Origin of the sequence: Streptomyces liangshanensis (genome assembly GCF_011694815.1) — a bacterium.
Taxonomy (GTDB): domain Bacteria; phylum Actinomycetota; class Actinomycetes; order Streptomycetales; family Streptomycetaceae; genus Streptomyces; species Streptomyces liangshanensis.
In genome coordinates, this window is the sequence record NZ_CP050177.1 from 2597795 (window position 1) to 2623845 (window position 26051).

Genomic DNA, 26051 nt, shown 5'->3' on the forward strand with positions numbered 1-26051 from the left:
CCGCGCGTATCCGTTGAGGGTTGCTATGTCCCCCGTCGTACGGTTCCTCTGGGCCCAGCTTCCCCATATCGCGGCGCCTACCGCGGCGAACAGTGGAATGAGCAACCAGGTGAGCGCGGCCATTCGGACCTCCCGACCCCCATGAGCGTTCGCAGCGCCTGCGACCGACCGATCAGCAGATTAACCATCTGCTGATCCAACGCTCCGGGCAGGGCGGCGGTTACGCAAATCGGGCCGTACGGGTGCCGGACCGGTTTGGGCCCCGCCGGGCCGAGCACGGGGCCCGTCCGTCAGCTCGCGCGAGGAACCGGAACCGGAGCTAGCCGTTCCGCGCGCCCACCCAGTCGTCGGTGCCGTCCGAGTACGTCTGGTGCTTCCAGATCGGAACCTCGCTCTTGAGGTCGTCGATCAGCCTCCGGCACGCCTCGAACGCCTCCGCCCGGTGCGGGCAGGAGACGGCGACGACGACGGCCAGATCGCCCACCGCCAGATCGCCCACCCGGTGGACGGCGGCCAGCGCGCGCACCGGGAAGTCGGCCACGACCTTCTCCGCGACGCGGCGCAGCTCGTCCTCGGCCGAGGGGTGGCCGGTGTAGCCGAGCGCGTCCACGTCGGCGCCGCCGTCGTGGTTGCGCACCGTGCCGACGAACAGCGCGGTGCCGCCCGCGGCGTCGTCCCCGACCGCGCGGAAGACCTCGTCCACGCTCAGCGGGGTGTCGCGTATCGCGAGCAGCCGGATCGGGTCCTGGGCCGTCTGCTCGCCGGGGTGGGAGGGGGTGGTCGGGGTGGTCGCCATACCGCCCATCGTGCCGTACGGGACCGCATGGTGGAAGCTTCCTTCCACTGGGCGGCGGCGCGAGGCCTTCCGGGCGCGGGTGTACGGCGACCTGACGCGGCGACCTGACGCGGCGGCCGGATACCCGGATACAGCGGCTACCGGATACCCGTATGCAGCGCTAGATGCGGCGGCGGGCCTTGCGGGCGCGGCGTACCAGCGCGGCCGTGCCGAGCAGGGCCACCGTCGCGCCCGCCGCGCCGGCCGCGGTGGCGTCCTTGCGGCCGAGCCGGCGGCCGGCGACGGTGTGGCGTCCCTCGACCTCGGCCAGCAGGGCGGCCAGGACCTCTTCGTTCGTCCAGGTGGCCCGCCAGCCCGCGTCGTGCAGCCGGCTGACGCTGACGACCCAGGGATGCATGGTGTACGCGAGGTCGCCGGCGGGCGAGGGCGTGAGCCCGATGCGGTGCAGGCGGGCCGCGGCGCCGAGAGCGACCGCGGACGGCAGCTCCATGCGGCGGATCCCGCTGAGCTCCTCGACCTCCTCCTGCTCCAGCCAGCCGTCGCAGCCGACCGCCAGCTCGCCGTCGACCTTCTCGAGCGCCGCGTACTCCAGCGCGCTGACCAGGTCCTCGACGTGGCAGAACTGCCAGGTGGGGCGCGAGCCCGCGACGACGAGCAGCCGGGGCGACTCGAAGTAGCGGGTGAGGGCCGTGTCCGTACCGCCGACCAGGACGGCGGGCCGCACGACCGTCACGTGGAGGCCCGGGTGCGCGCGAGGCGCCCTGCGGCCGAGCCGCTCGATCTCCAGGAGGTCGCCGACCCCCGTCGCCTCGGCCGTGGCGCGCAGCTCGGCGTCCTCGGACAGCGGGATGGCGTTGTCGGGCAGCGCCCCGTAGACCATGGCGGAGGTGCAGAGCACGACCCGGTGCACGCCGGCGGCGGCCGCGGCCGTCAGGACGGTCTGGGTGCCGCGCACGTTGTACGCCGTACGGGCGGCGGCGTCGGTCTCCAGGTCCAGGTCGAGCGCGAGGTGCACGACGACGTCCACCCCGCGCAGCTTCTCGGCGATGGCCGGGTCGCGGACGTCGAGGATGTGCCACTGGGCCTCCGGCACGTCCCCGCGGCGCTCGTCGAGGGCGACGACCTGTTTGATCTCCTCCGAGGCCGCGAGGCGGCGGGTGAGCAGGTCACCGACGCCGGAGGCGGCGCCGGTGACCGCGACGACCGGGCCTCGGGACGGGGTCGGAGTCGATCGGTTTCGCGCTGCGCGAACCTGCGGATCTGGGGAACTCACCGGGCGTCTCCAGCGGTTGTCTTCAGTACGGATGTGAACGCTCGCGTCCGTACCAGGTGATGTCCATCCTGCCGCAGACCGTCGGCCGACTCAGCACCGAGCCCGGAAGCCAGCCGGGTGTCGGCGCCGTTCAAAGGAGGCGGCGGCCGGCGGAACAGCCTGCTGACGCCGTGCCGCTTCCGCCGACCACGCTCCGTGTGCCGGTCGGTCTTAGGCTGGGTGTGTAGTCGGGCAGCCGCCGTCGGCGAGAAGCCGCCGGCCCTACGAGCCGAGGAACCCCGTGAGTGACTCTCCATTCGGATTCGGCCTTCCGCCGGAGGAGCCGGAGGACGGCGACGGCAAGAAGAAGGACCCCGCCGGAGGTGGTCAGGGTGCCGGTGGTCCCGGCAATCCCTTCGGGAACTTCGGGTTCGGTCTGCCGGGCGGCGCGGGCGGCGGAGACAATCCGTTCGCCTCGATGTTCGGTTCGCTGAACCCGAACGACCTGGGGGCGGCCTTCCAGCAGCTCGGCCAGATGCTCAGCTACGAGGGCGGTCCCGTGAACTGGGACATGGCCAAGCAGATCGCGCGCCAGACGGTCGCGCAGGGCACCTCGGACGGGACGAAGGACGCGAGCGTGGGCCCCTCGGACCGCTCGGCGGTCAACGAGGCGGTGCGGCTGGCCGACCTGTGGCTGGACGGCGTGACGTCCCTGCCCTCCGGCGCGCACACCGCGGTGGCGTGGAGCCGCGCGGAGTGGGTCGAGGCGACGCTGCCCGCGTGGCAGCAGCTCGTGGACCCGGTCGCGGAGCGGGTGGGCGCGGCCATGGGCGACGTGCTGCCCGAGGAGATGCGGGACGTGGCGGGTCCGCTGATCGGCATGATGCGCTCCATGGGAGGCGCCATGTTCGGCCAGCAGATCGGGCAGGCCGTGGGCGTGCTCGCGGGCGAGGTGGTGGGCTCGACGGACATCGGGCTGCCGCTGGCCCCGGCCGGCAAGGCGGCGCTGCTGCCGCTGAACATCGAGGCGTTCTCCAAGGACCTGGGCGTCCCGAAGGACGAGGTCCGGCTGTACCTGGCCCTGCGCGAGGCCGCCCACCAGCGGCTCTTCACCCACGTGCCGTGGCTGCGGTCGCACCTGTTCGGCGCGGTCGAGGCGTACGCACGCGGGATCAAGGTCGACACGAGCAAGCTGGAGGACGTGGTCGGGCAGTTCGACCCGGCCAATCCGGAGGAGCTCCAGGAGGCGCTCCAGTCCGGCATGTTCCAGCCGGAGGACACGCCCGAGCAGAAGGCCGCGCTCGCCCGTCTGGAGACGGCGCTGGCGCTGGTGGAGGGCTGGGTCGACGCGGTGGTGCACGAGGCCGCGAAGGACCGGCTCTCGGCGTCCGACGCGCTGCGGGAGACGCTGCGCAGACGGCGTGCCTCGGGCGGTCCCGCCGAGCAGACCTTCGCGACACTGATCGGGCTCCAGCTGCGTCCGCGCAGGCTGCGGGACGCGGCGCGGCTGTGGGCGTCGCTCACGGACGCGCGCGGGGCGGACGGCCGGGACGCGCTGTGGGAGCACCCGGACAACCTGCCGACGGCGTCGGACCTGGACGACCCCGACGGGTTCGTGCATCACGAGCAGCTGGACTTCTCGGAGCTGGACAAGATGCTCGGGGAGGCGGCGGACGGCAAGCCCGACCTGACGAAGCACGACGCGGGGTCCGACGGGCCCACGGGTGAGTCCAAGCCCGCGAAGCCCGCCGATCCCGCCGATCCCGCCGATCCCGCCGACAACGACGAGGACGACTCCGACAAGTGAGCCTGCACGACAACGCCGTTCTGGTGCTGAAGGACTACCGCGCGGGCGGGCCGGGCGCCCAGGACGGCCAGGAGGAGTTGCGCGGGCTCTACCTGGACCACCTTGCGGCGCGTCCGGACGGGATGTGGAAGGCGTGCGAGGCCGGGCACGTGACGGCCAGCGCGCTGGTGATCGACCCGGAGCGGGGCAAGGTGCTGCTCACCCTGCACCGGAAGCTCAACATGTGGCTCCAGATGGGCGGTCACTGCGAGCCCGGGGACGCCACCCTGGCGGGGGCGGCGCTCCGGGAGGCCACGGAGGAGTCCGGGATCCCGGACCTGACGCTGCTGCCCGTGGGACCCGTACAACTGGACCGGCACGCGATCCCGGCGCCCTGCAACTGGCACCTGGACGTCCAGTACGCGGCGCTGGCGCCGGCCGGGGCCCTGGAGCGGATCAGTGACGAGTCGCTGGACCTGCGGTGGTTCGGCTTCGAGGAGGCCGCGGAGGTCGCCGACGACTCGGTGGTGGGGCTGATCGGGCGGACGAGGGCGGCCCTCGCGGCCCGGGCGTGACGGAAGGGGGCGTCCTCCGTGGGAGGACGCCCCCTTCCGCGGGTCATGTCGACCTCAGCGGCTCCAGGCGTTGCCCTGGTTCTGGGCGTGGGCGCCCTGGGCGCCGACACCGAACTGCGCGCCGAGGCCCTGGCCGATCCCCGCGTTCTGCGGCGGCATGACCTCACTGGGCTGGACCAGCGCGAACCCCTGCCCGAGGAAGCTCAACTCCCAGCCCTCGCCGGTGTTGCCGCGCCGCCGGGTGACGCCCGAGGAATGGGTCTGCGCCTGCATCTGCACCCGCAGCGACGTCGACCAGGCGACCACCGCGTCGGCGTCCGCGTTGATGTACTTGTCCGGCGTGACCTGGAGCATCAGCGGCTGGCCCGAGGTCATCAGCGCTACCTTGCCCCGGCCCGAGATGTTCAGCTGGTACTTGCCGGACCCCGAGATGCCGTACTGGCTGTCCACCGCGATGACCTCGGTGTGCAGCGCGGAGTCGAGCGCCAGGACGTAGGCGCTGTCGACGGTCATGCCCTCGTGGTCGACGTCCACGACGTGGATGTACTGCGCGAGGTTGGCGAGATAGACCGTGCCCTGCCCGGAGCAGCGCATCAGGTCCAGGCCCTCGCCCGTACGCGCCCTGGCGCGCCGCTGGCTGCTCGACTGGTACTCGCCGTCGAAGTCCATCAGCCCCTGGTACGCCACCATCGCGCCCTTGCGGGCGAGGACGTCGTCCTGGCCGGTCAGGGCGACCCGCAGGAGCTGCGGGTTCTGGACGACGTAGCGGTCCTGGGACTGCTGTTCCGTATAGGCGAAAAGTGGACTCTGCATGGTTCCCCGCTCCCCCTCAGCCCCGGATCCGCAGGCGGTCGGTGCTGTCCTCGCTCGGTTGTACGACCACGATTCCCTGGCCGGAGAACGCCATCTGGTAGGCCTCTCCGCTGCCCCTGCCGACCAGGGCGGAGGCCTTGAAGCTGCGCTTGCCCTTCACCTTGAGCCCCGGTGACCAGGCGACGAGCGCGTCCGGGTCGACGTACGTCTCGTCCTCGCCCCGGCCGCAGTCGACCACGATCGGGGTGCCACGCGAGGTCAGGGCGACCCAGCCGGTCCCGGCGATCTGCACGTTCCACAGGCCCTGGCCGGCGAACTTGGCCATGCCCTTGACCTTTTCGACGCCCCACTGGAGGTGGGCGTCGAAGGCCAGCAGGTTGCTGCCGTTCACCGAGAGCGCGTCGTTGTTGAGGTTGATCACGACGACGTCCGCGCCGTAGTCGGCGAGGTAGAGCAGGCCGTCGCCCGAGCACTTCATGATCGGCGCGCCCTCGCCGGTCACCCACTGGGAGGCGACCTGGCGCAGGGCGGGCGGGTTGGGCTCGTACTGGATGAAGCCCTCGTAGGCGATCATCGATCCGGTACGGGCGAAGAGGTCCTGGCCCGAGGCCATCGCCACCTTGAGCATGGCGCGGCCGTGATTCTCCATCCGGGCCGCGATGGGGGTCGGGGCATAGCCCGCGAGCTGCTGGTTCATGATCCGGGCTCCCTCAGACCTCGTACGGCTGGACAACGACGAAGTTGCCGGGGGCTCCCCGGAACTGGAGGTTCACGGTCTCGCCGCTGTGGCCCGGGTACGCGTTGCGGCGCAGCCTGACCTGGCTGGAGATGATCACCTGGGAGGCGGACGACCAGGCGACGACCGCGTTGCAGTCGGCGAAGGTCGTCGGCGTGACGGGCAGGACCACCGGGGTGCCGTGCGTCTTGACGACGACGGTGCCGGTGCCCTGGAACTGCATGGTGAACAGGGCGCCTCCGGGGATGCCGTGGCCTTCGATGCGGCGGACCTCGTACTGGAGTCCCTCGTCGAAGGCGAGGACGTTCTCCGCCGAGACACAGATGCCGTCGCCCTGGAGTTCGATCGGGTGGAGGTGCGCGGCGTCCTCGGCGAGGAACACCTGCCCCCGGCCCGAGCAGCGCATCAACTGCATCTCCTGCCCGGTCGCGTTGCCGACGATCCGGCCCGCGAAGCCGGCGCCCTTGTGCCCGAACTCGACCTTGCCCTGGTACATGACCATGCTGCCCTGGCGGGCGAGGACCGGCGAGCCGCCCATGGCGAGGTCGACCCGCATCAACTGACCGTTCTGCGGGGTCCAGCGCTGGCCGGTGGGCAGTTCCTTGTACGGCTGGAGGGCCGCCGTCAGCCCGGCGGCGCCCTGGGGGACGCCTTGCGGGACACCCTGGGGAGCCCCGGGCGGCTGCTGGCCGAAGGGGGCGGGGGCGGGCTGTCCGTACGGGGACGGGGCGCCGGGCGGCGGGACCTGACCCGGCATCTGGCCCGGGATCTGACCTGTGCCCTGGCCGGGCACCTGGCCGAACTGGGGCTGCTGCGGCGGCTGTCCGTACGGCGACGGGGCGGGCGGCGGGGGTGCGGTGGCGCCCGGCGGGGACATCGGCGCCATGAGCGTCGGGGCCGCGTGCACGGGCGGCGGGGCCGGTGCGGGGGCGGGCGGTCCCACCGGGGCGCCGAACGAGGGCGCGGGCGGCGGGGCCGGGGGCGCGGGGGCCGCGGGCGGTGCGCCGAAGGCCGGGGCGGGGGCGCCGCCCCGGGGCGGTGCGAATCCCGGCACGGGGCCGCCGGCCTGCGGCTGCGGCGCGGCCGGCTCCTCCTCGGCGACCTCGCCGCCGAAGTTCTTGAGCAGCGCGTCCAGTCCGCCGTCGAAGCCCTGCCCGACGGCGGCGAAGCGCCACACGTCCTTGAGGTAGAAGTCGCCGAGCATCACGGCCCGCTCGGTGGTGAACTCCGAGCCGTCGAACGCGTACCGGACCACTTCCTCGCCGCCCGCGACGATCCGGATGTATCCCGGGCCGACCTGGGACATCTGTCCGGGGCCGTCGATGGTGGCGGTGAACGAGAGCTTGTGGACGGTCGCCGGGATCCGTTCGAGCGTCACGCGGAACGACTCGGTGTCGCCCGCCTGCGCGCCGAGCAACTGGATCGATTCCTCGGGGGACTTCGGCTGGTTGAAGAAGATGAAGTAGCGGTCGTCCGAAAGCTGTTCGTCGGCGTCGAGGCCGAAGCAGCTGATGTCGAAGCTCAATCCGGGAGCGCCGATCTGCACACCTACGTACAGATCCGTCCCCGGCGTGAGATCACTGATCCTGGCCTTGTGCCCGCGTTGGAATTCCCTCGCCATGCGTAACGACCGTCCCCCATCCCGAATGAAATACGTCGCGTCAGGCTAACGGCTGTGTCCGACATTGGACCGAGCCGGTACGCGTTCGGTACAGGATCGGGCAGAGACGCGGATCAAGGATGACCAGGTGAAGGGTGGAGGGAGGGCCGGGCGGGACGGGGGCTTCAGTCCTCGCGGGTCGACGGGGAATGGGGCAGGCGATCGGCCGCGACGACGCCTTCGAGGTAGCCGCGGGCGCGTTCGGTACGGGGGTAGGCCTCCAGCAGCCGCCAGAACCGCGGCCCGTGGCCGGGGACCAGCAGGTGCGCCAGCTCGTGGACGAGGACGTAGTCGACGACGTACTCCGGCATGCCCTGGAGCCGGTGCGAAAGGCGGATGCTGCCCTCGGCGGGGGTGCACGAGCCCCAGCGGGTGTTCTGGTTGGTCACCCACCGGACCGACACCGGCCGCGCGCGGCCTTCGAAGTACTGCGCGGACAGCCGCTCGGCCCGCTCGATCAGCGCCTCGTCGCCGATGACCCGCTTGCTCTCCTGGGCGGCGAGCTTGTCGAGCATCACCGTCACCCAGCGCCGCTCCTCCGCCTCGGACATCCGGGCGGGAATGAGCACGATCGTCCGGTCACCTTCGCGGTACGCCGAGACGGTACGGCTCCGGCGGGCGCTGCGGCGCACCTCGACGGCGCTCGTCGCCGTGAGGCGGGAGAAAGAATCGGCGGACACGCCACGACGTTACCCGCTGTATGTGCGGGACGTCGCGCCCCCCGGTCACCGCTTTCTTGATCCATTGAGTGGCGTCCACCATTTGAACGATTGATATCCCGCGCCTGTGGATAACTTTTCCCGCCGGGAAACGGTTGCCTGCATTCTGGAAACGGGCCGGAGAACGGGGCCCGGGAGCCGGAATGGACGGGGGACGGCGCGATGCATCCGAAGGTGAAGCCCGCGTTGCGGCGGGCGTGGCGGGAGCGGCAGACGGTCCAGTTCGGAGTGACGCGGGCGCACGCGGTGCTGGTGGGGCCGGTGGACACCGCGACGGGCAGCTTCCTGGAGCTGCTGGACGGGACGCGGGGGCTGCCGCTGCTGCGGGAGGAGGCCAGGGCGATGGGGCTGCCGGAGGGGCGGGCCGACGCGCTGGTGGAGCGGCTGGCGGAGGCGGGGGTGCTGGACGACCCGGCGGGAGGCGGCGCGGCGGCGGACGCGCTGCGCGAGCGGGCGGGGGTGGTGGAGCGGCTGCGGCCGGACCTGGCGTCGCTCTCCGTCGTCCACCGGGAGCCGGGGGCGGGGATGGCGCGGCTGGCGGCGCGGCGGGCGCTGCGGGTCCAGGTGCGGGGCGCCGGGCGGGTCGGGGCGGCCGTGGCGGCGCTGCTGGCGGCGGCCGGGGTGGGGCGGGTCGACGTGCTGGACGGGGGCTTCACCGAGGAGGGCGATGTGGCACCGGGCGGGCTGCCGTACGGGTCCGTGGGGGAACGGCGGGACACGGCGGCCCGGCAGCTGGTGCGGAGGTCGGCGGCCGGCGGGGCGCCGCGGGAGGCGGAGCGGGCACGGGCGGGCGGCGGGGAGCCGGCGCTCGCCCTGGTGGTCGTGGCGCCCCGGGACGGGCTGGCGGTCCACGCCCCGGACCCGGTGGTGGCGGAGACCTGGATCGCCTCGGGGACGCCGCATCTGTACGCGGGCGTGATCGAGGCCACGGGGGTGGTGGGCCCGCTGGTGCTGCCGGGCGGCTCGGCGTGCGCGGGGTGCCTGGCGCTGGAGCGCGCCGACCGGGACCCGGGATGGCCCCGGCTGCTGGCCCAGTGGCGGTCCGGGCGGGGGGTCACGGGGGCGCAGGCCTGCGACGTGGGACTGGCCACGGCGGTGGCGGGACTGGCGGCGGCTCACGCTCTGGCGTTCCTGGATGGTGAACTCCCGGGCACGACAGGTGCACGATGGGAGGTGTCACTTCCCCAGCTCGACTGGCGGTCCAGTCGGACGGCGCCCCATCCGGAGTGCCCGTGCGGCGCGGCCGGCGGCCGGCGGGGGGAGCGCCTCGCGGAAGCCTTGCCCCCGCACGACACAATGACCGCAAGCCCGGCATGATCCGCAAGACACCCCCTAGGAGGGCTTGATGTCTGATCTTCCCCGGAAGGCGGTCACCCGTACCGCGAAGCTGGCGGCGTTGCCACTGGGCTTCGCGGGGCGGGCCACCTGGGGCCTGGGCAGACGGATCGGCGGGAAGTCCGCGGAGATCGTCTCCAAGGAGTTGCAGCAACGCACCGCGGACCAGCTCTTCAAGGTCCTCGGAGAGCTCAAGGGCGGTGCGATGAAGTTCGGGCAGGCCCTGTCCGTCTTCGAGTCGGCGCTGCCCGAGGAGGTCGCGGGGCCCTACCGGGCGGCGCTCACCAAGCTCCAGGAGGCGGCGCCGCCGATGCCGAGCGGCACGGTGCACGCCGTGCTGGCCGAGCGGCTGGGCGAGGGCTGGCGCGAGATGTTCCTGGAGTTCGAGGAGAAGCCCGCGGCGGCGGCGTCGATCGGGCAGGTGCACCGGGCGGTGTGGCACGACGGCCGGGTGGTCGCGGTCAAGGTGCAGTATCCGGGCGCCGGGGAGGCCCTGCTGTCGGACCTGACGCAGCTGAGCCGGTTCGTCCGGCTGCTGGGGCCTCTGATCCCGGGCATGGACATGAAGCCGCTGATCACCGAAATGCGGGACCGGGTCTCCGAGGAGCTGGACTACGCACTGGAGGCGGAGTCCCAGCGGGAACACGCGGCGGAGTTCGCGGACGATCCCGACGTGGTGGTGCCGGACGTGGTGCACCAGAGCGAGCAGGTGCTGATCACGGAGTGGATCGACGGGAAGCCGCTGGCCGACGTGATCTCGGGTGGGTCGGCGGAGGAGCGGGACCGCGCGGGGCAGTTGCTGGCCCGCTTCCTGTTCTCGGGTCCCGCGCGGACGGGTCTGCTGCACGCGGACCCGCATCCGGGGAACTTCCGGCTGCTGCCCCCGGACGAGGGCGTGGAGGACGGGGAGTACCGGTTGGGGGTGCTCGACTTCGGCACGGTCGACCGGCTGCCCGGCGGGTTGCCCGACACCATCGGGTACGCGCTGCGGATGACGCTGGAGGGGGACGCGGAGGGGGTGTACGACCTGCTGCGCGAGGACGGGTTCGTCAAGGAGTCCATCGACCTCGACCCGGACGCGGTGCTGGACTATCTGCTGCCCATCATCGAGCCGGCGGCGGCGGACGAGTTCACGTTCACCCGGAGCTGGATGCGCAACCAGGCGGCACGGATCGCCGATCCCCGGTCGCCCGCACACCAGTTGGGCCGGCAGTTGAACCTGCCGCCCGCCTATCTGCTGATCCACCGCGTCACGCTGAGCACCATCGGGGTGCTCTGCCAGCTGAACGCGACGGTGCGGCTGCGGGACGAGTTGGAGGACTGGCTGCCCGGTTTCCTGCCGGACGAGGAAGAGGAAGAAGAAGAGGGAACGACGTGACGTGAACGGGGGCCGGTCCTCAGGACCGGCCCCCGTTCACGTTCGGTTTCTCCTCCGCCGTGTGACTACGGCGTGACTACTGCATGACCGCCATGGCCAGCGCGCGGCGGGCGCGCAGGGAGACGCGCTCGGCTCGGCGCTGCATCCGACGCGCGGCGATCAGGCGCACGGCCCGGCGTTCCGCGTCGGCTTCGCGCAGGCGGTCCGCCATATGGGCACGAGCCATGGCTTCTGGGATGAGTTGCATTTCGCGGGTCCTGTTCTGACGCGAGTCGCTCGCGTCGGTGGTGCTGACGACTGGGATGGCGGAGCCGCTGGGCTCTCGCAGGGAAGAGGTCATCGGAGCCTGCTTCTTGGGATCGTGCGTGTAGGGACGGTCGATGGTTCCGCTGATGTTCATGCCGCTGCGACCGGGTTCTTGCGCGGACGGCCGCGGGGCCGCTTGCGGGCCACGACCACGCCCTGGACGAAGAGCTCGCCACCCCAGACGCCCCAGGGCTCGCGGCGCTCCTTGGCCCCGGCGAGGCAGGCCTCGACCAGCGGGCAGGTGCGGCAGAGCGCCTTGGCGTACTCGACGTCGGCGGGGGACTCCGCGAAGAAGACCTCCGGGTCGTAGGCGCGGCAGGGAACGGGTACGCCGAGGTTCTCGATGGCGTCGTCGAGCGCGGTGAGCGCGGTGAGGGGGATCAAGGTGGAGTCCTCCGTGAGGCCGTGCGGGGGGATCGTTTCGGAAGGCGGTACGGACGGGGCGTGCGCTTCGAGTTGCACGGGGTGTGATTCCTCGTCTGGTCGTTCCGGCCGGTCGGCCGGGTTGCGGCTGGTACCTGTTGTTCAGTCCGAGGCCCCTTCGCTCCGCCCGTCCCGTTCGGGACAAACAGAAGGGCCGCGGATCCCGGGTGGGGTTCCGCGGCCCTGAAGGCGCCGGCCTGATGGTGAATCAGGCTGGATCACTCCAGGGTTCAGGCCCACGGAAGGCCCACATCTTGTGGTGCTCGGTCGTCTTGCTGGTCTGCCGTCCGGTCTCGGCACTGGCCGCCGCGTAGGCGTAGGCCTGGGCCTCCACCGCTGCCGCTCCTGCTTCCAGTGCCTGGATCGGTCGCTCATCGTGTGCCGCCAGCAGGACGGGAAGACCCGCAAAGCCGGCGGAGGGCACGAAGGAGGCGCCAGGCAGACCGGTGCCGTTGAGTTCGATACGCGCGACGTCGAGCGAGCACACGGAGGCGACCAGGCGATCGGTCATTTTGACGGTGCTGACGACGGAGCCGTCGGTCTTGACAACGGTTGTGCCGGTCTTCATCTCAAAATTCGTGGACACTGGAATCGCCTCCTCTCGGCGTCTCTGGGACCGGCCGGAGCCGGTCATGCGTATGGACAAGTAGAGCACGGGGACCGAGCTTCGTGAAGCTCTTGTTCCCGTGGTTAAGAACCTATGGGGATTCGCGGGGCGCGCGCAAACTATTTTCCCGCCGATTTTTCCTCACACGTCCTGCGCGCCGCTCGCAACCTCTTCACCTGCGCAGATGGCCAGTACGTCGGCGCCGAACCGGTCCAGCTTCCGGCGGATGACGCCGGCGATGCCCGTCAACTCCGCCTCGTTGCCCGGGACCGCCTCGGCGATCGCCATGAGTGTCTTGTCGGTGAAGACGCAGTAGTCCGGCTGGCCAAGCCGTTTGGCCTGCACGGCACGCCAGTCGCGCAGCCGCTCGTACAGCCCTTCGTCCATGTCGGACGGGCAGTCCTCGCAGCGCGACAGCTTCATCTCGCCCGCCTCGGTGAGGGTCTTCCCGCACACCCGGCAGAGCACGGGACCTCGCCGCTTGCGCCGCGCGCCGACGCCCGCGGCCCCGCCCCCGATCCCGCCCGCGTCGGAGCGCTCGAAGGACCCGCCGCGGGCCGCGACGGCGCGTCTGCTGCCCGGGACCGCGGACCCCGGCCGCAGCCCGTTGAGGAAGCGCGAGGGGCGCCGGGAGGCCCGGCCGCCCGGCGAGCGGGAGAGCGCCCAGGACAGGGACAGGTGCAAGCGCGCGCGGGTCACGCCGACGTAGAGGAGACGGCGCTCCTCCTCGACCTGTTCGTCGGTCTTCGCGTAGGTGATCGGCATCATTCCCTCGGTGAGCCCGACCAGGAACACGGCGTCCCACTCCAGGCCCTTGGCCGAGTGCAGCGACGCGAGCGTGACGCCCTGCACGGTGGGCGCGTGCTGGGCGGCCGCGCGCTCGTCCAGCTCGGCCACCAGGTCGGACAGGGTCGCGGACGGCTTGGCCCTTACGAAGTCCTCGGCCAGCCGCACCAGGGCGGCGAGCGACTCCCAGCGGTCCCTGACCGCGCCGGAGCCGGTCGGGGGCTCGCTGGTCCACCCCGACGTGGAGAGCACCGCCCGCACCTGCGAGGGCAGCTCGACCACGTCGTCGAGCACCGCGTCGTTGCCCCCGAAGCGGGCCGCGCTGCGCAGGGCGGCGCCCGCTTCCCGTACCTCTTTGCGTTCGAAGAAGCGCTCGGCGCCGCGCAGTTGGTACGCCACCCCCACGTCCGCCAAGGCCTGCTCGTACACCTCCGACTGGGCGTTGATCCGGTACAGCACCGCGATCTCGCCCGCCGGGACGCCCGCCGCGATCAGGTCGCGGATCCGGCGGGCGGTGGTCTCGGCCTCGGCGGGCTCGTCCGCGTACTCCGTGTAGACCGGTTCGGGGCCCGCCTCGCGCTGCGAGATCAGCTCCAGGCGATGTTCGGCGGCCCGGCCGCTCGCCTGGTGCAGCAGCCTGTTCGCCAAGTGGACGACCTGGGGCGTGGAGCGGTAGTCCCTGACCAGCTTGACGACGGTGGCGCCCGGGTGCCGCGTCCGGAAGTTCAGCAGGTGGTCCGGGGTCGCGCCGGTGAACGAGTAGATCGTCTGGCTGGCGTCACCGACGACGCACAGGCTCTCCCTGTCCCCCAGCCACAGCTCCAGGAGGCGCTGCTGGAGCGGGCTCACGTCCTGGTACTCGTCCACCACGAAGTGCTGGTACTGGCGGCGGATCTGGTCGGCGATGTCGTGGCGGTCCTGGAGGATGCCGACCGTCAGCAGCAGGACGTCCTCGAAGTCGATCACCGAGCGGTCGCGCTTGAGCTGTTCGTACATCCCGTAGATCTGGCCGATCTCGGCCGCGTCACGCGGGGCGTCGCGCAGCGACTTGGCGACCGCCGCCGGATAGTCGGCGGGCACGGTCTGGGTGACCTTCGCCCACTCGATCTCGCCCGTGACGTCCCGCAGCTCGTTGCGGTCCAGCCGGACCCGGCAGCGCGCCGCCGCCTCGGCGACCAACTGCACCTTGCGCTCCAGCAGTCGCGGCATCTCGCCGCCGACGACCTTGGGCCAGAAGAACTGGAGCTGGCGCAGCGCCGCCGAGTGGAACGTACGCGCCTGGACCCCGCCCGCGCCGAGCTGGCGCAGCCGCCCGCGCATCTCGCCCGCGGCGCGGTTGGTGAACGTGACGGCCAGTACGCTGCCCGGCTGGAGGATCCCGGCCCGCACGCCGTACGCGATCCGGTGGGTGATCGCGCGCGTCTTGCCCGTCCCTGCCCCGGCCAGCACGCACACCGGGCCGTGCAGGGCCGTCGCGACCTCGCGCTGCTCGGGGTCGAGCCCTTCGAGCACCGCGTCGGCGTCCCGCGGCGGCTCGACGATCTGGCCGTAACCGGCGGTCCGGCCCTCGTGCGGGTCCTGCGGGTCGTGCGGGAACAGTGGGGAATGCGTTGCTGCTGTCACCCCGCCATGCTGTCAGGTCGCCGGAGACGGCTGTTCCCGTTGTCCACAGCCGTGCCGCGTCTGTCATACGAATACGGTCCTGACCGTTACGGGACCGGACCGGGAAGGGGCTGGACCGGTACGGGAATGGTCCCCGCCTGCCGTACGTTCCAGGGATTGCGGCGGACCGCCGGTGCACCCACCGGGGCCCACGGCCTCACGGCCGACGCATCGAGCGAAGCAGAGGAGCGCGAGGGACATGCCGGGCACTGTGACGATGTACAGCACGACGTGGTGCGGATACTGCCGCCGCCTCAAGGGCCAGTTGGACCGCGAGGGCATCGCCTACACGGAGATCAACATCGAGCAGGACGCGGCGTCCGCGGCCTTCGTCGAGAAGGCGAACGGCGGCAACCAGACCGTGCCGACCGTGGTCGTGGTCGCGCCGACGGGCGTCGACGTCACGATGACCAACCCGAGCCTCGCGCAGGTCAAGCAGGCGCTCGGCGCCTGACCCCGGGCGCGCCCGGCCCTGATGCCTGGCGTGACCTCGCTCCTCCCACACCCCCGATCCCCTTCGAAGCCGGCGCTTCGGAGGGGATCGGCGCTGTGCGGAGGAGCGGGGTGGGATTCCGGTCCGCGCCCACTGGGGCAGCGGCTACTGCGCGGCGGCTACTGGGGCAGCGGCTTCGGCAGGGGCTTCCCGTACCAGAGCTCCACCAGCCGCGCGGCGATCGAGATGCCCGCCGGGGGCAGGATCTCGCCCGTCTCGATCGCGGTGCGCAGGTCCTCGCGGGAGAACCAGCGCGCCTCCTCGATCTCCTCGCCGTCCACCGTGATCTCCGAGGACGTGGCCCGGGCCATGAAGCCCAGCATCAGGCTCGACGGGAACGGCCACGGCTGGCTCGCCACGTACTCGACCTCGCCGACCGTGACGCCCGCCTCCTCGAAGACCTCGCGGGCCACGGACTGCTCGATGGACTCCCCGGGCTCCACGAAGCCCGCCAGCGTGGAGAACCGGCCCTCGGGCCAGTGCACCTGCCGGCCGAGCAGCGCCCGGTCCTCCTCGTCCGTGACCAGCATGATCACCGCGGGGTCGGTCCTCGGGTAGTGCTCGGCGCCGCAGGCCGGGCAGCGGCGGATGTGGCCGGCCGCCGCGATCACGGTGCGTTCGCCGCAGCGCGAGCAGAAGCGGTGCAGCCGCTGCCAGTTCTCCAGCGCCACCGCGTGCACCATCAGGCCGGCGTCCCGCTGCGAGAGCAGCAGCCCCGCCTCGCGCAGGCCCGCCGCGCGCGCCGACTGGTCCATGCGGCCGGGCAGCGCGTCCTTCTGGAGCGCGAAGTAGCTGACACCGTCCTCGTCGGTGCCGAGGAAGTAGCGGTGGGTCTCGGTGACGGGCGCCTCGAAGGCGGGGGTCATGACCAGTTCGGTACGGCCGTCCGGGGTGTCGTCGATCAGCACCTGTCCGCCCGACACGACGAAGACCCGGGTCGACGGGTGGCTCCAGGCAGCCGCGAGCCAGGCCTCGTCGAGACGGTGGTGCGCGGCGCGGTCGACGCCGCTGGGCGCGGTGAGACCGATCGGTCGGTGTGCGAGATCGGCACTGCTGATGGTGCTCACAGGTTACTTCCAACTCCCCCGGGTGGATGGGTTCTGTTCAGCGGAGAGCGGCGGCAAGGTCGCCCCAGAGGTAGGCGGTGGTCTCCACGCCCTTGAGCAGCAGGTCCAGTTCGACCTTCTCGTCGGGCGCGTGCCAGCCGTCGGACGGTACGGAGATGCCCAGGAAGAGCACGGGTGCGCCGAGGACGTCCTGGAGGTCGGCGGCCGGTCCGGAGCCGCCTTCGCGGGTGAAGAGGACGGTTTGTTCGAAGGCGCGGCCCATCGCCCGGACGAGCGACCGGAGGGCGGGGTGGTCGAGCGGGGTCAGGCAGGGGCGGGTGGCGGCGCCGAAGGTGATCTTGTGCCGGACGCCGTCCGGGACGCGTGCCTCGATCCAGTCCCGTACGGCCCGCTCGATCCGGTCGGGGTCCTGGCCCGCCACCAGCCGGAACGAGAGCTTCACGTGGGCGGAGGACGGCACGATCGTCTTGCCGCCGGGGCCCTGGTAGCCGCCGCCGATGCCGTTGACCTCGGCGGTCGGGCGGGCCCAGATCCGCTCCAGCGTGGAGTGCCCGGCCTCGCCGAGGGTGCCGTGCGACTTGGCCGTACGCAGCCAGCGCTCCTCGTCGAAGGGCAGCGCGGCGAACAGCGCGCGCTCGGTGTCGGTGAGCGGGGCGACGCCGTCGTAGAAGCCGGGGACCGCGACGCGCTCGTCCTCGTCGTGCAGCGACGCGACGATACGGGCGGCGACGGTGGCCGGGTTGGGGACGGCTCCGCCGAAGGAACCGGAGTGGATGTCCTGGTCGGGGCCGTACAGCTCGATCTCGCAGTCCGCGAGGCCGCGCATGCCGGTGCAGACCGTCGGGGTGTCCTCCGCCCACATGCCGGTGTCGGAGACGATCACGACGTCGGCGGCGAGGCGGTCCGCGCGGGCCTCGGCCAGCGCGCGGAAGTGCGGGGAGCCGGACTCCTCCTCGCCCTCGACGAGCAGCTTGAGGTGGACGGCGGGGGTGGTACGGCCGGTGGCGGCGAGGTGGGCGCGGACGCCGAGTGTGTGGAAGAACACCTGCCCCTTGTCGTCCGCGGCGCCGCGTCCGTACATCCTGCCGTCCCGTACGACCGGCTCGAAGGGCTCGCTCGACCAGCCGTCCTCCCGGGCGGCGGGCTGCACGTCGTGGTGGCCGTAGACCAGGACGGTGGGGGCCGCGGGGTCGTCCGAGGGCCACTCCGCGAAGACGGCGGGCGCGCCGGGGGTCTCCCAGATCTCGGTGACGGGGAAGCCCGTCTCCCGGAGTTTGGCGGCCAACCAGTCGGCGCTGCGGCGCACGTCGGGGGCGTGGTCGGGCTGGGCGGACACGGACGGGATACGGATCCAGTCCGCCAGGTCGTCGAGGAAGGCGGCGCGGTGGGACTCGATGTACGTACGGACGACGCTGTCCGGGGTGTCGCTCATGACATCGAGCCTAACCGGATCCGGCGGTCGACCGGTCTGCCGTCCGTCCTGCGTCCCCGTCCCCCGGCCCGTCCCCGCCCGCATCCGCGCCGATGTTCGCGCCGCCGTCCCCGCCGGTGAGGATCGCCTCCAGCTCGGCGCGGGAGAGGAGCCGGTCGGGGCGGACGACGTCTCCGGTGCGCACGTACAGGAACGCGGCCGTCACGGCGTCCGGCGGGAGGCCGTGCTGCTCGGCCCAGGCGAGGCGGTAGACGGCGAGCTGGAGCGGGTCGGCGGTGCGGGTACGGCTGGTCTTCCAGTCGAGGATCTCGTACGTGTCCGCGCCGGTCTCCGGGTCGGTGGTGCGGTAGACGGCGTCGATCCGGCCGCGGATCACCCGGCCCGCCAGGGTGAGCTGGAACGGCGCCTCCACCCGGTACGGCGTACGGCGCGCGTACGGGGTCAGCTCGAACGCGGCCTTGAGCGCGGCCAGGTCGCGTTCGTCGGCGATCTCCGGCTCGTCCTCGTCGCCGCCAGGCAGCTCGTCGGGGCCGAGCAGGGGCAGCGGGAGCGCCTCGAAGCGCGACTCGACCCAGGCGTGGAACCGGGTGCCCCGCCGGGCGGCGGGCTGCGGGGGCCGGGGCATGGGGCGGGCCAGCTCGTGGGCGAACCCGTCCGGGTCGGCGGCGAGGCGCATCAGCTCGGAGGCGGAGAGCGAGGGGGGTACGGGGACGTCGCGGACGGCGGCCCGTGAGCGGCGCAGCTCGCGGGCGAGCGCGTCGAGGTCCCGGTCCCAGGAGGCGAGGGTCCTGGCCTCCTCGGGCAGGAGCCGCGGGGGGGCCGAGCGGGGGGCGGGGACGGAGGGGGCGTGCGGGGGCCGGGGCTCGCGTCCGTCACGCGCGTGCGCCTGTTCTTCGCGCCGGGGGGATACGGGCCCGGGGGGCGGCGGTACGGGTCCCGGCGGCCCGGCGGCCTCGGGGTCCGTGGGCCAGTCGTCCCAGTCCAGGGGGTCGTCCTGGGGCATGGCGGCCGGAGCGCCGTCGACATCGGCGTCCGGCGGCGCGTACGTGTCCTCCAGGTCGTCCGGCTCGTCCCCGAAGTCCTCGTGGCCGAAAGGCTCGTCCTCGAAGGAGGCCTCCTCCAGCCCATCCATCCCGTCCATGCCGTCCGCGGCCTCCGGCGGCAACTCCTCCTCCGCCACGCCCGAGCGCAGCTCGTCCAGGTGCGCCAGCACCGTGTCCGCGGCCGCGCGGCGGCGCGCCAGGGCGTCGGCGTCCAGCGGAAGGGGCCAGGGCTGGGGCGCCGACGCGGCCCGCAGGGACGGGTTCTCCTCGTCCCCGGCCGGTTCGTCCGCCCACGCCTCGATCTCGCCGTGGCCGGCCACGCAGTGGTCGTACAGCGCGTGCAGGAAGTCCGACGGACCGCGCGTGCGCTTCTGGGTCGGGCCCCACCAGTGGCCCGACCCGAGCAGCAGCGAGCGCGGGCGGGTGAAGGTGACGTACCCGAGGCGCAGTTCCTCCGTGTGCTGGTGCGCCTTCATCTCGTCCTTGAACGCGGCGAGGCCCTTCGCGTCCCAGGAGGTGACCTCCGGCAGCGTGGGCGCGTCGCCGCGCAGCGGGTGCGGGAGGACCTTCGCCTGGGCCGTCCACGCCTCGCGGGCCCGGGTGTTGGGGAACTGGCCGCCGACCAGCCCGGGGACTGCGACCACGTCCCATTCCAGGCCCTTGGCCTTGTGCGCGGTGAGCACCTTCACCGTGTTCTCGCCGCCCGGCAGCGCGTTGTCCAGCCCCTTTTCGTACTGCGCCGCCGTCCGTAGGAAGGCGAGGAACGCCAGCAGGCCGGCCTCCCCGTCGAGCGCGGCGAACGAGGCCGCCATGTCCAGGAAGTTGTTCAGCGTCTCCCGGCGGCGGGCGGCCAGCGCGTGCGGCGAGGCGGCCAGTTCGACCTCCAGGCCCGTCACGGCGAGGACCCGGTGCAGGACGTCCATCAGCGGGTCGGCCAGCGAGCGGCGCAGGTCGCGCAGCTCGGTGGCCAGCCGCGCGAAGCGGACCCGGGCGGCGGCGGAGAACGGCAGGCCGTCGTCGGGGGCGCCGGCCGACTCCAGGAACGTGTCCAGGGCGTCCGCGAGGGAGATCACCTCCGCCGGGTCGGTGCCCTCCACGGCCGCCGCCAGCCGCGCGTCCGTGGAGTCCTCCCCGTCGGGACCGGGACTCCGGTGCACCAACAGCCGCGCCCGCCGCCCCAGCAGCGCCAGGTCACGCGGGCCGATGCGCCAGCGCGGCCCGCTGAGGAGCCGTACCAGCGACGCGTTCGCCCCCGGGTCCTGGAGCACCTCGCAGACCGCGACGAGGTCGGCGACCTCCGGGAGGTGCAGCAGCCCGGAGAGCCCCACCACCTCGACCGGCACCTCTCGGGCCACCAGCGCGCCCTGGATCTCGGCGAAGTCGCCCGCCGTACGGCACAGGACGGCCACCTCGCCCGGTTCCTTGCCCGTACGCACCAGGTGTGCGAGGGAGTCGGCGAGCCAGGCGATCTCGTCGGCGTGGGTGGGCAGGAGGGCGCAGCGCACCATGCCGTCGCGCTCGGCGCCCGGCGCGGGGCGCAGCGCCTCGACGCCCTCGTGCATCGCGCGCAGGGGCGTGGCGAGGCCGTTGGCCAGGTCGAGGAGCCGGCCGCCGCTGCGGCGGTTCTCGCTGAGGGAGAAGCGGGTGGCGGGGGTGCCGTCCTCGTACGGGAAGTGGTCGGGGAAGTCGTCCAGGTTGGCGACGGAGGCGCCGCGCCAGCCGTAGATGGCCTGGCAGGGGTCGCCGACGGCGGTCACCGCGTGGCCCGTGCCACCGCCGAAGAGGCCGGACAGCAGGAGGCGCTGGGCGACGGACGTGTCCTGGTACTCGTCGAGGAGGACCACGCGGAACTCCTCCCGGAGGATCCGGCCGACCTCGGGCCTGGTCATCGCCAGCTCGGCGGACAGGGCGATCTGGTCGCCGAAGTCGAGGAGGTCGCGGGAGCTCTTCGCCTCCCGGTAACGCCGGACCAGGTCGAGCAGTTCACGGCGGGCGGTGGCGGCCTCGGGGATCTTGCGCAGCTCGGCGTTGCTGAGCCGGACGCCGTCGAGGGTGCGCAGCAGCGCGACGTCGTGCGCTTCGAGCGTGCCGGGCCGTACGAGATGCTCGGACAACTCGCCGTCGAGGGCGAGGAGATCGCTGACCAGCGCCGGGAGGGACTTGGTCAGGGCGGGGTACGGCCCCGGCGCGTCCCGCAGCACGCGCGCGGCGAGCTGGAAGCGGGTGGCGTCCGCGAGGAGGCGGGCCGTGGGCTCCAGGCCTATGCGCAGGCCGTGGTCGGTGAGGAGCTGGCCGGCGAAGGCGTGGTACGTGGAGATGCGGGGTTCGCCCGGGGGGTGGTCGGGGTCGATGGCGTCGGGGTCGGTGACGCCGGCCCGCACCAGCGCCTTGCGGACGCGCTCGGCCAGCTCGCCCGCGGCCTTGTTGGTGAACGTGAGCCCAAGGACCTGCTCGGGGGCGACCTGCCCGGTCCCCACCAGCCACACCACCCGGGCCGCCATGACCGTCGTCTTCCCCGACCCGGCCCCGGCCACGATGACCTGCGGGGCGGGCGGCGCGATGATGCAGGCCGTCTGCTCCGGGGTGAACGGAATGCCGAGAAGCTCCTTGAGCTGCTCGGGGTGGTCGAGGTGTGCGGACACCCCAGGAAGGCTATCGGCCACCACTGACACCGCTTGGGGGTGGGCGTCCGCCCGGGGGGGGTGCCCAGTGCCAGGGCGCCGACGCCGGGACCTCGGCATCTCGCGCGTGCCTCGGGTCGGCCGCGGTCCCGGGGGGCGCCCCGGATGCGCTCGGCCCGCACCGGTCCCGCAGTCCCAGGGGGACACCTCGGCGTTCCACGGCTGACCCGGCAGGGCGGGGAGCGTCCGGGTGTTTCGGGGCCCCGGGGCGGGGGCCGGGGTCGGTGGGTGGGGGCCTACTCCACGATGTGGCGGCCCTCTGGGCGGGCGCTGCATGAGGCGCGGAACGTGCAGTGCGCGCAGTGTTGGCCGGTGGCCGGGGTGAAGCGTTCGTCCAGGACGCGGCCGGCCGCGGAGGCCAGGAGGTCGCCGACCCACTCGCCCGCGAGCGGCTCCTGCGCCTGGACCTTGGGGAAGTCCTCGCCGCCTTCCTTCTTGGGCGCGGCCTGGCGCAGTTGGACGAGTTCGGCGCCGCCCGCCTCGGGGCGGTGGCCGTCGAAGACCTCGTCCAGGGCGCCTTCCCGGACGGCGAGCTGGTAGACCGCGAGCTGCGGGTGGTGGGCCACCTCGTCCTTGGTGGGGGCGGCCTTGCCGGTCTTGAAGTCGACGACGTACGCGCGTCCTTCGGCGTCCCGCTCGACGCGGTCCATGGATCCCCTGATGCGTACCTCGTACGGGCCCGCCTCCAGGGTGACGTCGAAGCCGTGCTCGGTGGCGGTGGCGGTACGCCCGCCCCGGTCCGTCACGTGCCAGCGCAGGAAGCGTTCGAGCGCCACGCGCGCGTGCTCTTTCTCCTGCGCGGACTTCCAGGGGGCGTCGAAGGCGAGTCCGTCCCACACGGAATCGAGTCGCTCCATGAGGACGGCGAGATCCGCGGGGGTACGGCCGGAGGCCACCTCGTCGGCCAGGACGTGCACGACGTTGCCGAAGCCCTGGGCGGCGGTGGCGGGCGCGTCCGCCTTCACCTCGCGGCCCAGGAACCACTGGAGGGCGCAGGTGTTCTCCAGCTGGTCGAGCGTGCTGCCGGAGAGCGCCACGGGGTTGTCCCTGTCGCGCAGCGGGACCGCGCTGCGCGTCGGCTCGTACAGGCCCCACCAGCTGTGCGGGTGCGCGGCCGGGACGAGGGCGTGGCCCTCGTCGTCGGTCAGCGCGGCGAGCCGGGCGAGCCGGCGGGCGGCCGCGTCGCGCAGGGCGGGGGTCGCGTCCGGGTCGACGGTGGTGGCGCGCAGCTCGGCGACGAGCGGGGCGACGGCGAGGGGGCGGCGGGGGCGGCCGGTGACGTCCCGGGGTTCGACGCCCAGTTCGGCGAGGAAGCGGGAGGGCTGGTCGCCGTCGTCGGCGGGCGCCTTGACGGCGGTGACGACGAGGCGTTCGCGGGCGCGGGTGGCGGCCACGTAGAACAGGCGGCGCTCCTCGGTAAGAAGCGCGCCGGGACTGAGCGGTTCCGCGAGTCCGTCGCGGCCGATCCTGTCCGCCTCCAGGAGGGAGCCGCGGCGCCGCAGATCGGGCCACAGGCCCTCCTGCACGCCCGCGACGACGACGAGCCGCCACTCCAGGCCCTTGGAACGGTGGGCCGTCATCAGCCGTACGGCGTCGGGGCGGACGGCGCGGCGGCCGAGGGTGTCGGCGGCGATGTCCTGGGCGTCCAGCTCTTCGAGGAAGTTGAGCGCGCCCCGGCCGCCCGTGCGTTCCTCGGCGCGCGCGGCGGCGTCGAAGAGGGCGCAGACGGCGTCGAGGTCGCGGTCGGCGTTGCGGCCGGCCGCGCCGCCGCGCAGGGCGGCCCGCTCCAGCCGTCCGGGCCAGGGGGTGCCGTCCCACAACTCCCAGAGGGCCTCCTCGGCGGTGCCGCCGCCTTCGAGCAGCTCACGCGCCTTGCGCAGGAGCGCACCGAGGCGCTGGGCGCCCCTGGCGTACGCCGGGTCGTGCGCCACGAGCCGTTCGGGCTGCGCGAGCGCGAGGGCGAGGAGCGTGTCGGAGGACGGCGGCAGGCGGTTGCCGGCGGCACGCTCCTCGTCCCGCAACGCCCGCCCGAGCCGGCGCAGATCAGCGGTATCCATGCCCCCGAGGGGCGAAGCGAGCAGCGCGAGCGCGGTCTCAACCCCGAGCCACCCCGCGTCCCCGTCCCCGGGGCGAGGAACTCCACCCCCGGCAGCCTCGCCGCCCCCAGGTCCACCGGGGCCCTCACCGTCGGCGCTTTCCAGGCCGCCCCCGCGTCCGTCGCGGCCATCGCCGCCCGCATGTCCAAGGCCGTCCCCTGGTCCTTCGGGGCCCTCGGCGCCCGCACGCCCGAGGCCGCCCCCATGTCCGTCCGGGCCCTCGCCCTCCGCACGTCCGAGGCCGTCCCGCGCCCCGGACACCTCGGGCCCGCCCGACGCGTCCGTACGGACCGTCCCCGTACCGGCCGGCGCGTCCACCAGCACACCGTCGCCGGACGGCGCGACACCAGGCACACCGGAGGCAGGCACGAAGTCGGTCCCGTCCACGGACGGCACCGGCCCAGGGCCAACGACCCCGTCCCCCGCACCCTCCAGGGCCGCGGGCGCCTCGGTCGCCGCCGCAGGATCCGACCTCAACGCCGCCCGTGTCCGGGTACGTTCGGCCGCCCCGTCCCGCGCATCCTCCAAGGACGCGGACCCCTCGGCCGCCACCGCACCGTCCGCCCCGGCCACGGGCCGTACCCGCCCAAGATCAGCCGCCTCGTCCGCAGCACCCTCCAAGGACGCGGCCGCCGCCGAGTCCGCCCCCGCCGCAGGCCGTACCCCGCCCGGCTCCGCCGGTCCGCCACGCCTGCCCCCGTGCGGCGCGGACGCCTCCGCCTCGGACGGCGCCACCATCCCCGGCGCGGACGCCGCCGTCCCCGGTGCCGGGAGCGTCGTCAGCAGGCTCGGTGCCGGGGGGTGCGTTGCCGCCTGGGCGACTGCTCTCAGGGCCGTCAGGAGGGGGGACACCGCCGGCTCGTGGCGTAGGGGGACATCGTCGCCGTCCACGTCCAGGGGGACGCCCGCCGAGGTCAAGGCGCGGCGGATCGACGGGATCGTGCGGCCTCCCGCGCGGACCAGGACCGCCATGTCCGACCAGGGGACGCCGTCCTCCAGGTGCGCGCGGCGCAGGATGTCGGCGATGTTCTCCAGCTCCGTGGAAGCCGTCGGGTACGTGTACGTCTCCACATGGCCGCCCTCCCGTACCGCCGCCAGCTCGCGGTGCGCCCGCGTCTTCTCGGCCGGGAGCCGGGGCAGCGGCATCCGGCGCGTCAGCAGCCGCGTCGCCTGCAGCAGCTTCGCGCCGGAACGGCGGGACGTCGTCAGGACCTCCACCCGCGCCGGCCGCCCGTCCCGGCCGGGGAACGCGTCCGGGAAGTCGAGGATGCCGTTCACGTCCGCCCCGCGGAACGCGTAGATCGACTGGTCCGGATCGCCGAACGCGACCAGCGACCGCCCCTGCCCGGCCAGCGCCTCCAACAGCCGCACCTGCGCCGGGTCGGTGTCCTGGTACTCGTCCACGAACACCACGTCGTACCGCCCGGCCAGCTGCTCCGCCACCTCGGGACGGGAGGCCAGCAGCACGGCCCGGTGGACCAGTTCCGCGTAGTCGATGACCCCCTGCATGTCCAGGACGTCCAGGTACTCGGCGAGGAAGGACGCCGCCGCCGACCAGTCCGGCCGGCCGGTACGGCGGGCGAACGCCTCCAGCGCGTCTGGACCCAGGCCCAGTTCACGGCTGCGGGCCAGCACCGCCCGTACCTCGTCGGCGAAGCCGCGGGTGGTCAGGCACGCCCGCAGCTCGTCGGGCCACCGGATGTGCGCCCGCCCCTCCCGCTCCAGGTCGAGCTGACCCGCCAGCAGGTCCCGTACCGCCACGTCCTGCTCGGGCCCCGACAGCAGCCGCAGCGGTTCCGTGAACAGCTCCGCCTCCTGGTGGGCGCGGATCAGGGCGTAACAGAAGGAGTGGAACGTGGTCGCCTGCGGCCCGCGCACCCCGCCGAGCCGGACCGCCGTACGGTCGCGCAGCTCCACCGCCGCCTTCCGGCTGAACGTGAGCACCAGCATCCGTTCCGGGTCCGCGCCCCGCTCGACCCGCGCCGCCACCGACTCGACGAGCGTCGTGGTCTTGCCGGTGCCGGGACCCGCCAGGACCAGCAGCGGTCCGCCCGCGTGGTCAACCACCGCGCGCTGCGCCGCGTCCAGCACAGGGAGGTCCACCGGAGCGGGTGCGGTACGGACCAGTCGGTACGCGCCAGGAGTCCGCTGCCGTGCCCGGCGGTGCGGGGTACGCCCGGTGGAGGTGGAGGAGGAACTCACGTGGATCGCCGGTCCTGGAGAGGGTGCTGCTGGAACTGGGGAGCGTACGGGAGCGGGCGGGGTGAACGGGCGTGCGGGGCATGACGGGACATGCGGGCGGCCCCGGGCCCGCCGACGCTACGCCGATCCGTGGCGGCGAGGTCCGTACGCCGTCCGGTGCCCGGTCGCGCCGCCGGATCCCCCGCCGCGCCGCCGAATGTCGG

Annotated in this window: 19 protein-coding genes; 5 read left to right on the plus strand and 14 right to left on the minus strand. The window is 73.3% G+C overall.

What is annotated here, in order from left to right:
- Positions 1-319: 319 nt before the first annotated feature.
- Both HA039_RS11015 and HA039_RS11020 read right to left on the minus strand, forming a co-directional pair.
- The gene (locus tag HA039_RS11015) at positions 320-805 is read right to left on the minus strand and encodes a molybdenum cofactor biosynthesis protein MoaE (RefSeq protein WP_167027416.1); all 486 of its coding nucleotides are present in this window, start codon (positions 803-805) and stop codon (positions 320-322) included.
- A gap of 151 nt (positions 806-956) precedes the next feature.
- Positions 957-2069 (minus strand): SDR family oxidoreductase, encoded by a 1113-nt coding sequence (locus HA039_RS11020; RefSeq protein ID WP_167027419.1) that lies wholly within the window; start codon positions 2067-2069, stop codon positions 957-959.
- A 280-nt stretch (positions 2070-2349) separates the two neighbouring features.
- Between HA039_RS11020 and HA039_RS11025 the strand changes: the two genes are divergently transcribed.
- Both HA039_RS11025 and HA039_RS11030 read left to right on the plus strand, forming a co-directional pair.
- Positions 2350-3855 (plus strand): zinc-dependent metalloprotease, encoded by a 1506-nt coding sequence (locus HA039_RS11025; RefSeq protein WP_243869346.1) that lies wholly within the window; start codon positions 2350-2352, stop codon positions 3853-3855.
- Positions 3852-4409: an NUDIX hydrolase gene (locus HA039_RS11030; protein ID WP_167027422.1), complete on the plus strand. Its 558-nt coding sequence runs from the start codon at positions 3852-3854 to the stop codon at positions 4407-4409. Before HA039_RS11025 ends, HA039_RS11030 begins: the two co-directional genes overlap by 4 nt.
- Before the next feature lie 54 nt (positions 4410-4463).
- Here the strand turns inward: HA039_RS11030 and HA039_RS11035 are convergent, their stop codons facing one another.
- From HA039_RS11035 to HA039_RS11050, 4 genes are all read right to left on the minus strand, one after another.
- Entirely contained in the window at positions 4464-5222 is a 759-nt protein-coding gene (locus HA039_RS11035; RefSeq protein ID WP_167027425.1) for an AIM24 family protein, read from the minus strand.
- A gap of 16 nt (positions 5223-5238) precedes the next feature.
- Complete coding sequence (locus HA039_RS11040; RefSeq protein WP_167027428.1) at positions 5239-5919, minus strand: AIM24 family protein; 681 nt, start codon at positions 5917-5919, stop codon at positions 5239-5241.
- A 13-nt stretch (positions 5920-5932) separates the two neighbouring features.
- A complete protein-coding gene (locus HA039_RS11045; RefSeq protein ID WP_167027431.1) occupies positions 5933-7579 on the minus strand; it encodes a TerD family protein in 1647 nt (548 codons plus the stop codon).
- Between the two features lie 164 nt (positions 7580-7743).
- On the minus strand, positions 7744-8298 hold the full coding sequence (locus HA039_RS11050; RefSeq protein ID WP_167027434.1) for a M48 metallopeptidase family protein: 555 nt from the start codon (positions 8296-8298) through the stop codon (positions 7744-7746).
- Between the two features lie 201 nt (positions 8299-8499).
- Here HA039_RS11050 and HA039_RS11055 point away from each other — a divergent pair, with 201 nt between their 5' ends.
- The gene (locus tag HA039_RS11055) at positions 8500-9654 is read left to right on the plus strand and encodes a TOMM precursor leader peptide-binding protein (RefSeq protein ID WP_167027437.1); all 1155 of its coding nucleotides are present in this window, start codon (positions 8500-8502) and stop codon (positions 9652-9654) included.
- A 28-nt stretch (positions 9655-9682) separates the two neighbouring features.
- A complete protein-coding gene (locus HA039_RS11060; RefSeq protein WP_167027440.1) occupies positions 9683-11050 on the plus strand; it encodes an ABC1 kinase family protein in 1368 nt (455 codons plus the stop codon).
- Between the two features lie 76 nt (positions 11051-11126).
- Here HA039_RS11060 and HA039_RS11065 read toward each other — a convergent pair whose 3' ends face one another.
- The 4 genes from HA039_RS11065 to HA039_RS11080 all read right to left on the minus strand — a co-directional run bounded on the left by HA039_RS11065 (position 11127) and on the right by HA039_RS11080 (position 14795).
- Positions 11127-11450, minus strand: a complete 324-nt coding sequence (locus tag HA039_RS11065; protein ID WP_167027442.1) for a hypothetical protein — start codon at positions 11448-11450, stop codon at positions 11127-11129.
- Entirely contained in the window at positions 11447-11818 is a 372-nt protein-coding gene (locus HA039_RS11070) for a WhiB family transcriptional regulator (RefSeq protein ID WP_167027445.1), read from the minus strand. The genes HA039_RS11065 and HA039_RS11070 overlap by 4 nt, the downstream gene beginning before the upstream one ends.
- 169 nt (positions 11819-11987) lie before the next feature.
- Positions 11988-12365 (minus strand): hypothetical protein, encoded by a 378-nt coding sequence (locus HA039_RS11075; RefSeq protein WP_388332550.1) that lies wholly within the window; start codon positions 12363-12365, stop codon positions 11988-11990.
- 162 nt (positions 12366-12527) lie between these two features.
- Complete coding sequence (locus tag HA039_RS11080) at positions 12528-14795, minus strand: ATP-dependent DNA helicase UvrD2 (RefSeq protein ID WP_167027448.1); 2268 nt, start codon at positions 14793-14795, stop codon at positions 12528-12530.
- A 238-nt stretch (positions 14796-15033) separates the two neighbouring features.
- Here HA039_RS11080 and HA039_RS11085 point away from each other — a divergent pair, with 238 nt between their 5' ends.
- Positions 15034-15288 (plus strand): mycoredoxin, encoded by a 255-nt coding sequence (locus HA039_RS11085; RefSeq protein ID WP_167027451.1) that lies wholly within the window; start codon positions 15034-15036, stop codon positions 15286-15288.
- Between the two features lie 158 nt (positions 15289-15446).
- Here the strand turns inward: HA039_RS11085 and nudC are convergent, their stop codons facing one another.
- From nudC to HA039_RS11105, 4 genes are all read right to left on the minus strand, one after another.
- A complete protein-coding gene (gene nudC / locus HA039_RS11090) occupies positions 15447-16385 on the minus strand; it encodes an NAD(+) diphosphatase (RefSeq protein WP_388332940.1) in 939 nt (312 codons plus the stop codon).
- 46 nt (positions 16386-16431) lie between these two features.
- Complete coding sequence (locus tag HA039_RS11095; RefSeq protein ID WP_167027457.1) at positions 16432-17826, minus strand: dipeptidase; 1395 nt, start codon at positions 17824-17826, stop codon at positions 16432-16434.
- A gap of 10 nt (positions 17827-17836) precedes the next feature.
- Positions 17837-21511, minus strand: a complete 3675-nt coding sequence (locus HA039_RS11100) for a UvrD-helicase domain-containing protein (RefSeq protein WP_167027460.1) — start codon at positions 21509-21511, stop codon at positions 17837-17839.
- A gap of 275 nt (positions 21512-21786) precedes the next feature.
- Positions 21787-25848, minus strand: a complete 4062-nt coding sequence (locus HA039_RS11105) for a UvrD-helicase domain-containing protein (RefSeq protein ID WP_167027463.1) — start codon at positions 25846-25848, stop codon at positions 21787-21789.
- Between the last annotated feature and the right edge of the window lie 203 nt (positions 25849-26051).

Coding starts and splice junctions, on each gene's coding strand:
- HA039_RS11035 (WP_167027425.1), bottom strand. CDS start 5,222: ATGCAGAGTCCACTTTTCGCCTATACGGAACAGCAGTCCCAGGACCGC.
- HA039_RS11095 (WP_167027457.1), bottom strand. CDS start 17,826: ATGAGCGACACCCCGGACAGCGTCGTCCGTACGTACATCGAGTCCCAC.
- HA039_RS11065 (WP_167027442.1), bottom strand. CDS start 11,450: ATGAACATCAGCGGAACCATCGACCGTCCCTACACGCACGATCCCAAG.
- HA039_RS11015 (WP_167027416.1), bottom strand. CDS start 805: ATGGGCGGTATGGCGACCACCCCGACCACCCCCTCCCACCCCGGCGAG.
- HA039_RS11045 (WP_167027431.1), bottom strand. CDS start 7,579: ATGGCGAGGGAATTCCAACGCGGGCACAAGGCCAGGATCAGTGATCTC.
- HA039_RS11040 (WP_167027428.1), bottom strand. CDS start 5,919: ATGAACCAGCAGCTCGCGGGCTATGCCCCGACCCCCATCGCGGCCCGG.
- HA039_RS11055 (WP_167027437.1), top strand. CDS start 8,500: ATGCATCCGAAGGTGAAGCCCGCGTTGCGGCGGGCGTGGCGGGAGCGG.
- HA039_RS11060 (WP_167027440.1), top strand. CDS start 9,683: ATGTCTGATCTTCCCCGGAAGGCGGTCACCCGTACCGCGAAGCTGGCG.
- HA039_RS11085 (WP_167027451.1), top strand. CDS start 15,034: ATGCCGGGCACTGTGACGATGTACAGCACGACGTGGTGCGGATACTGC.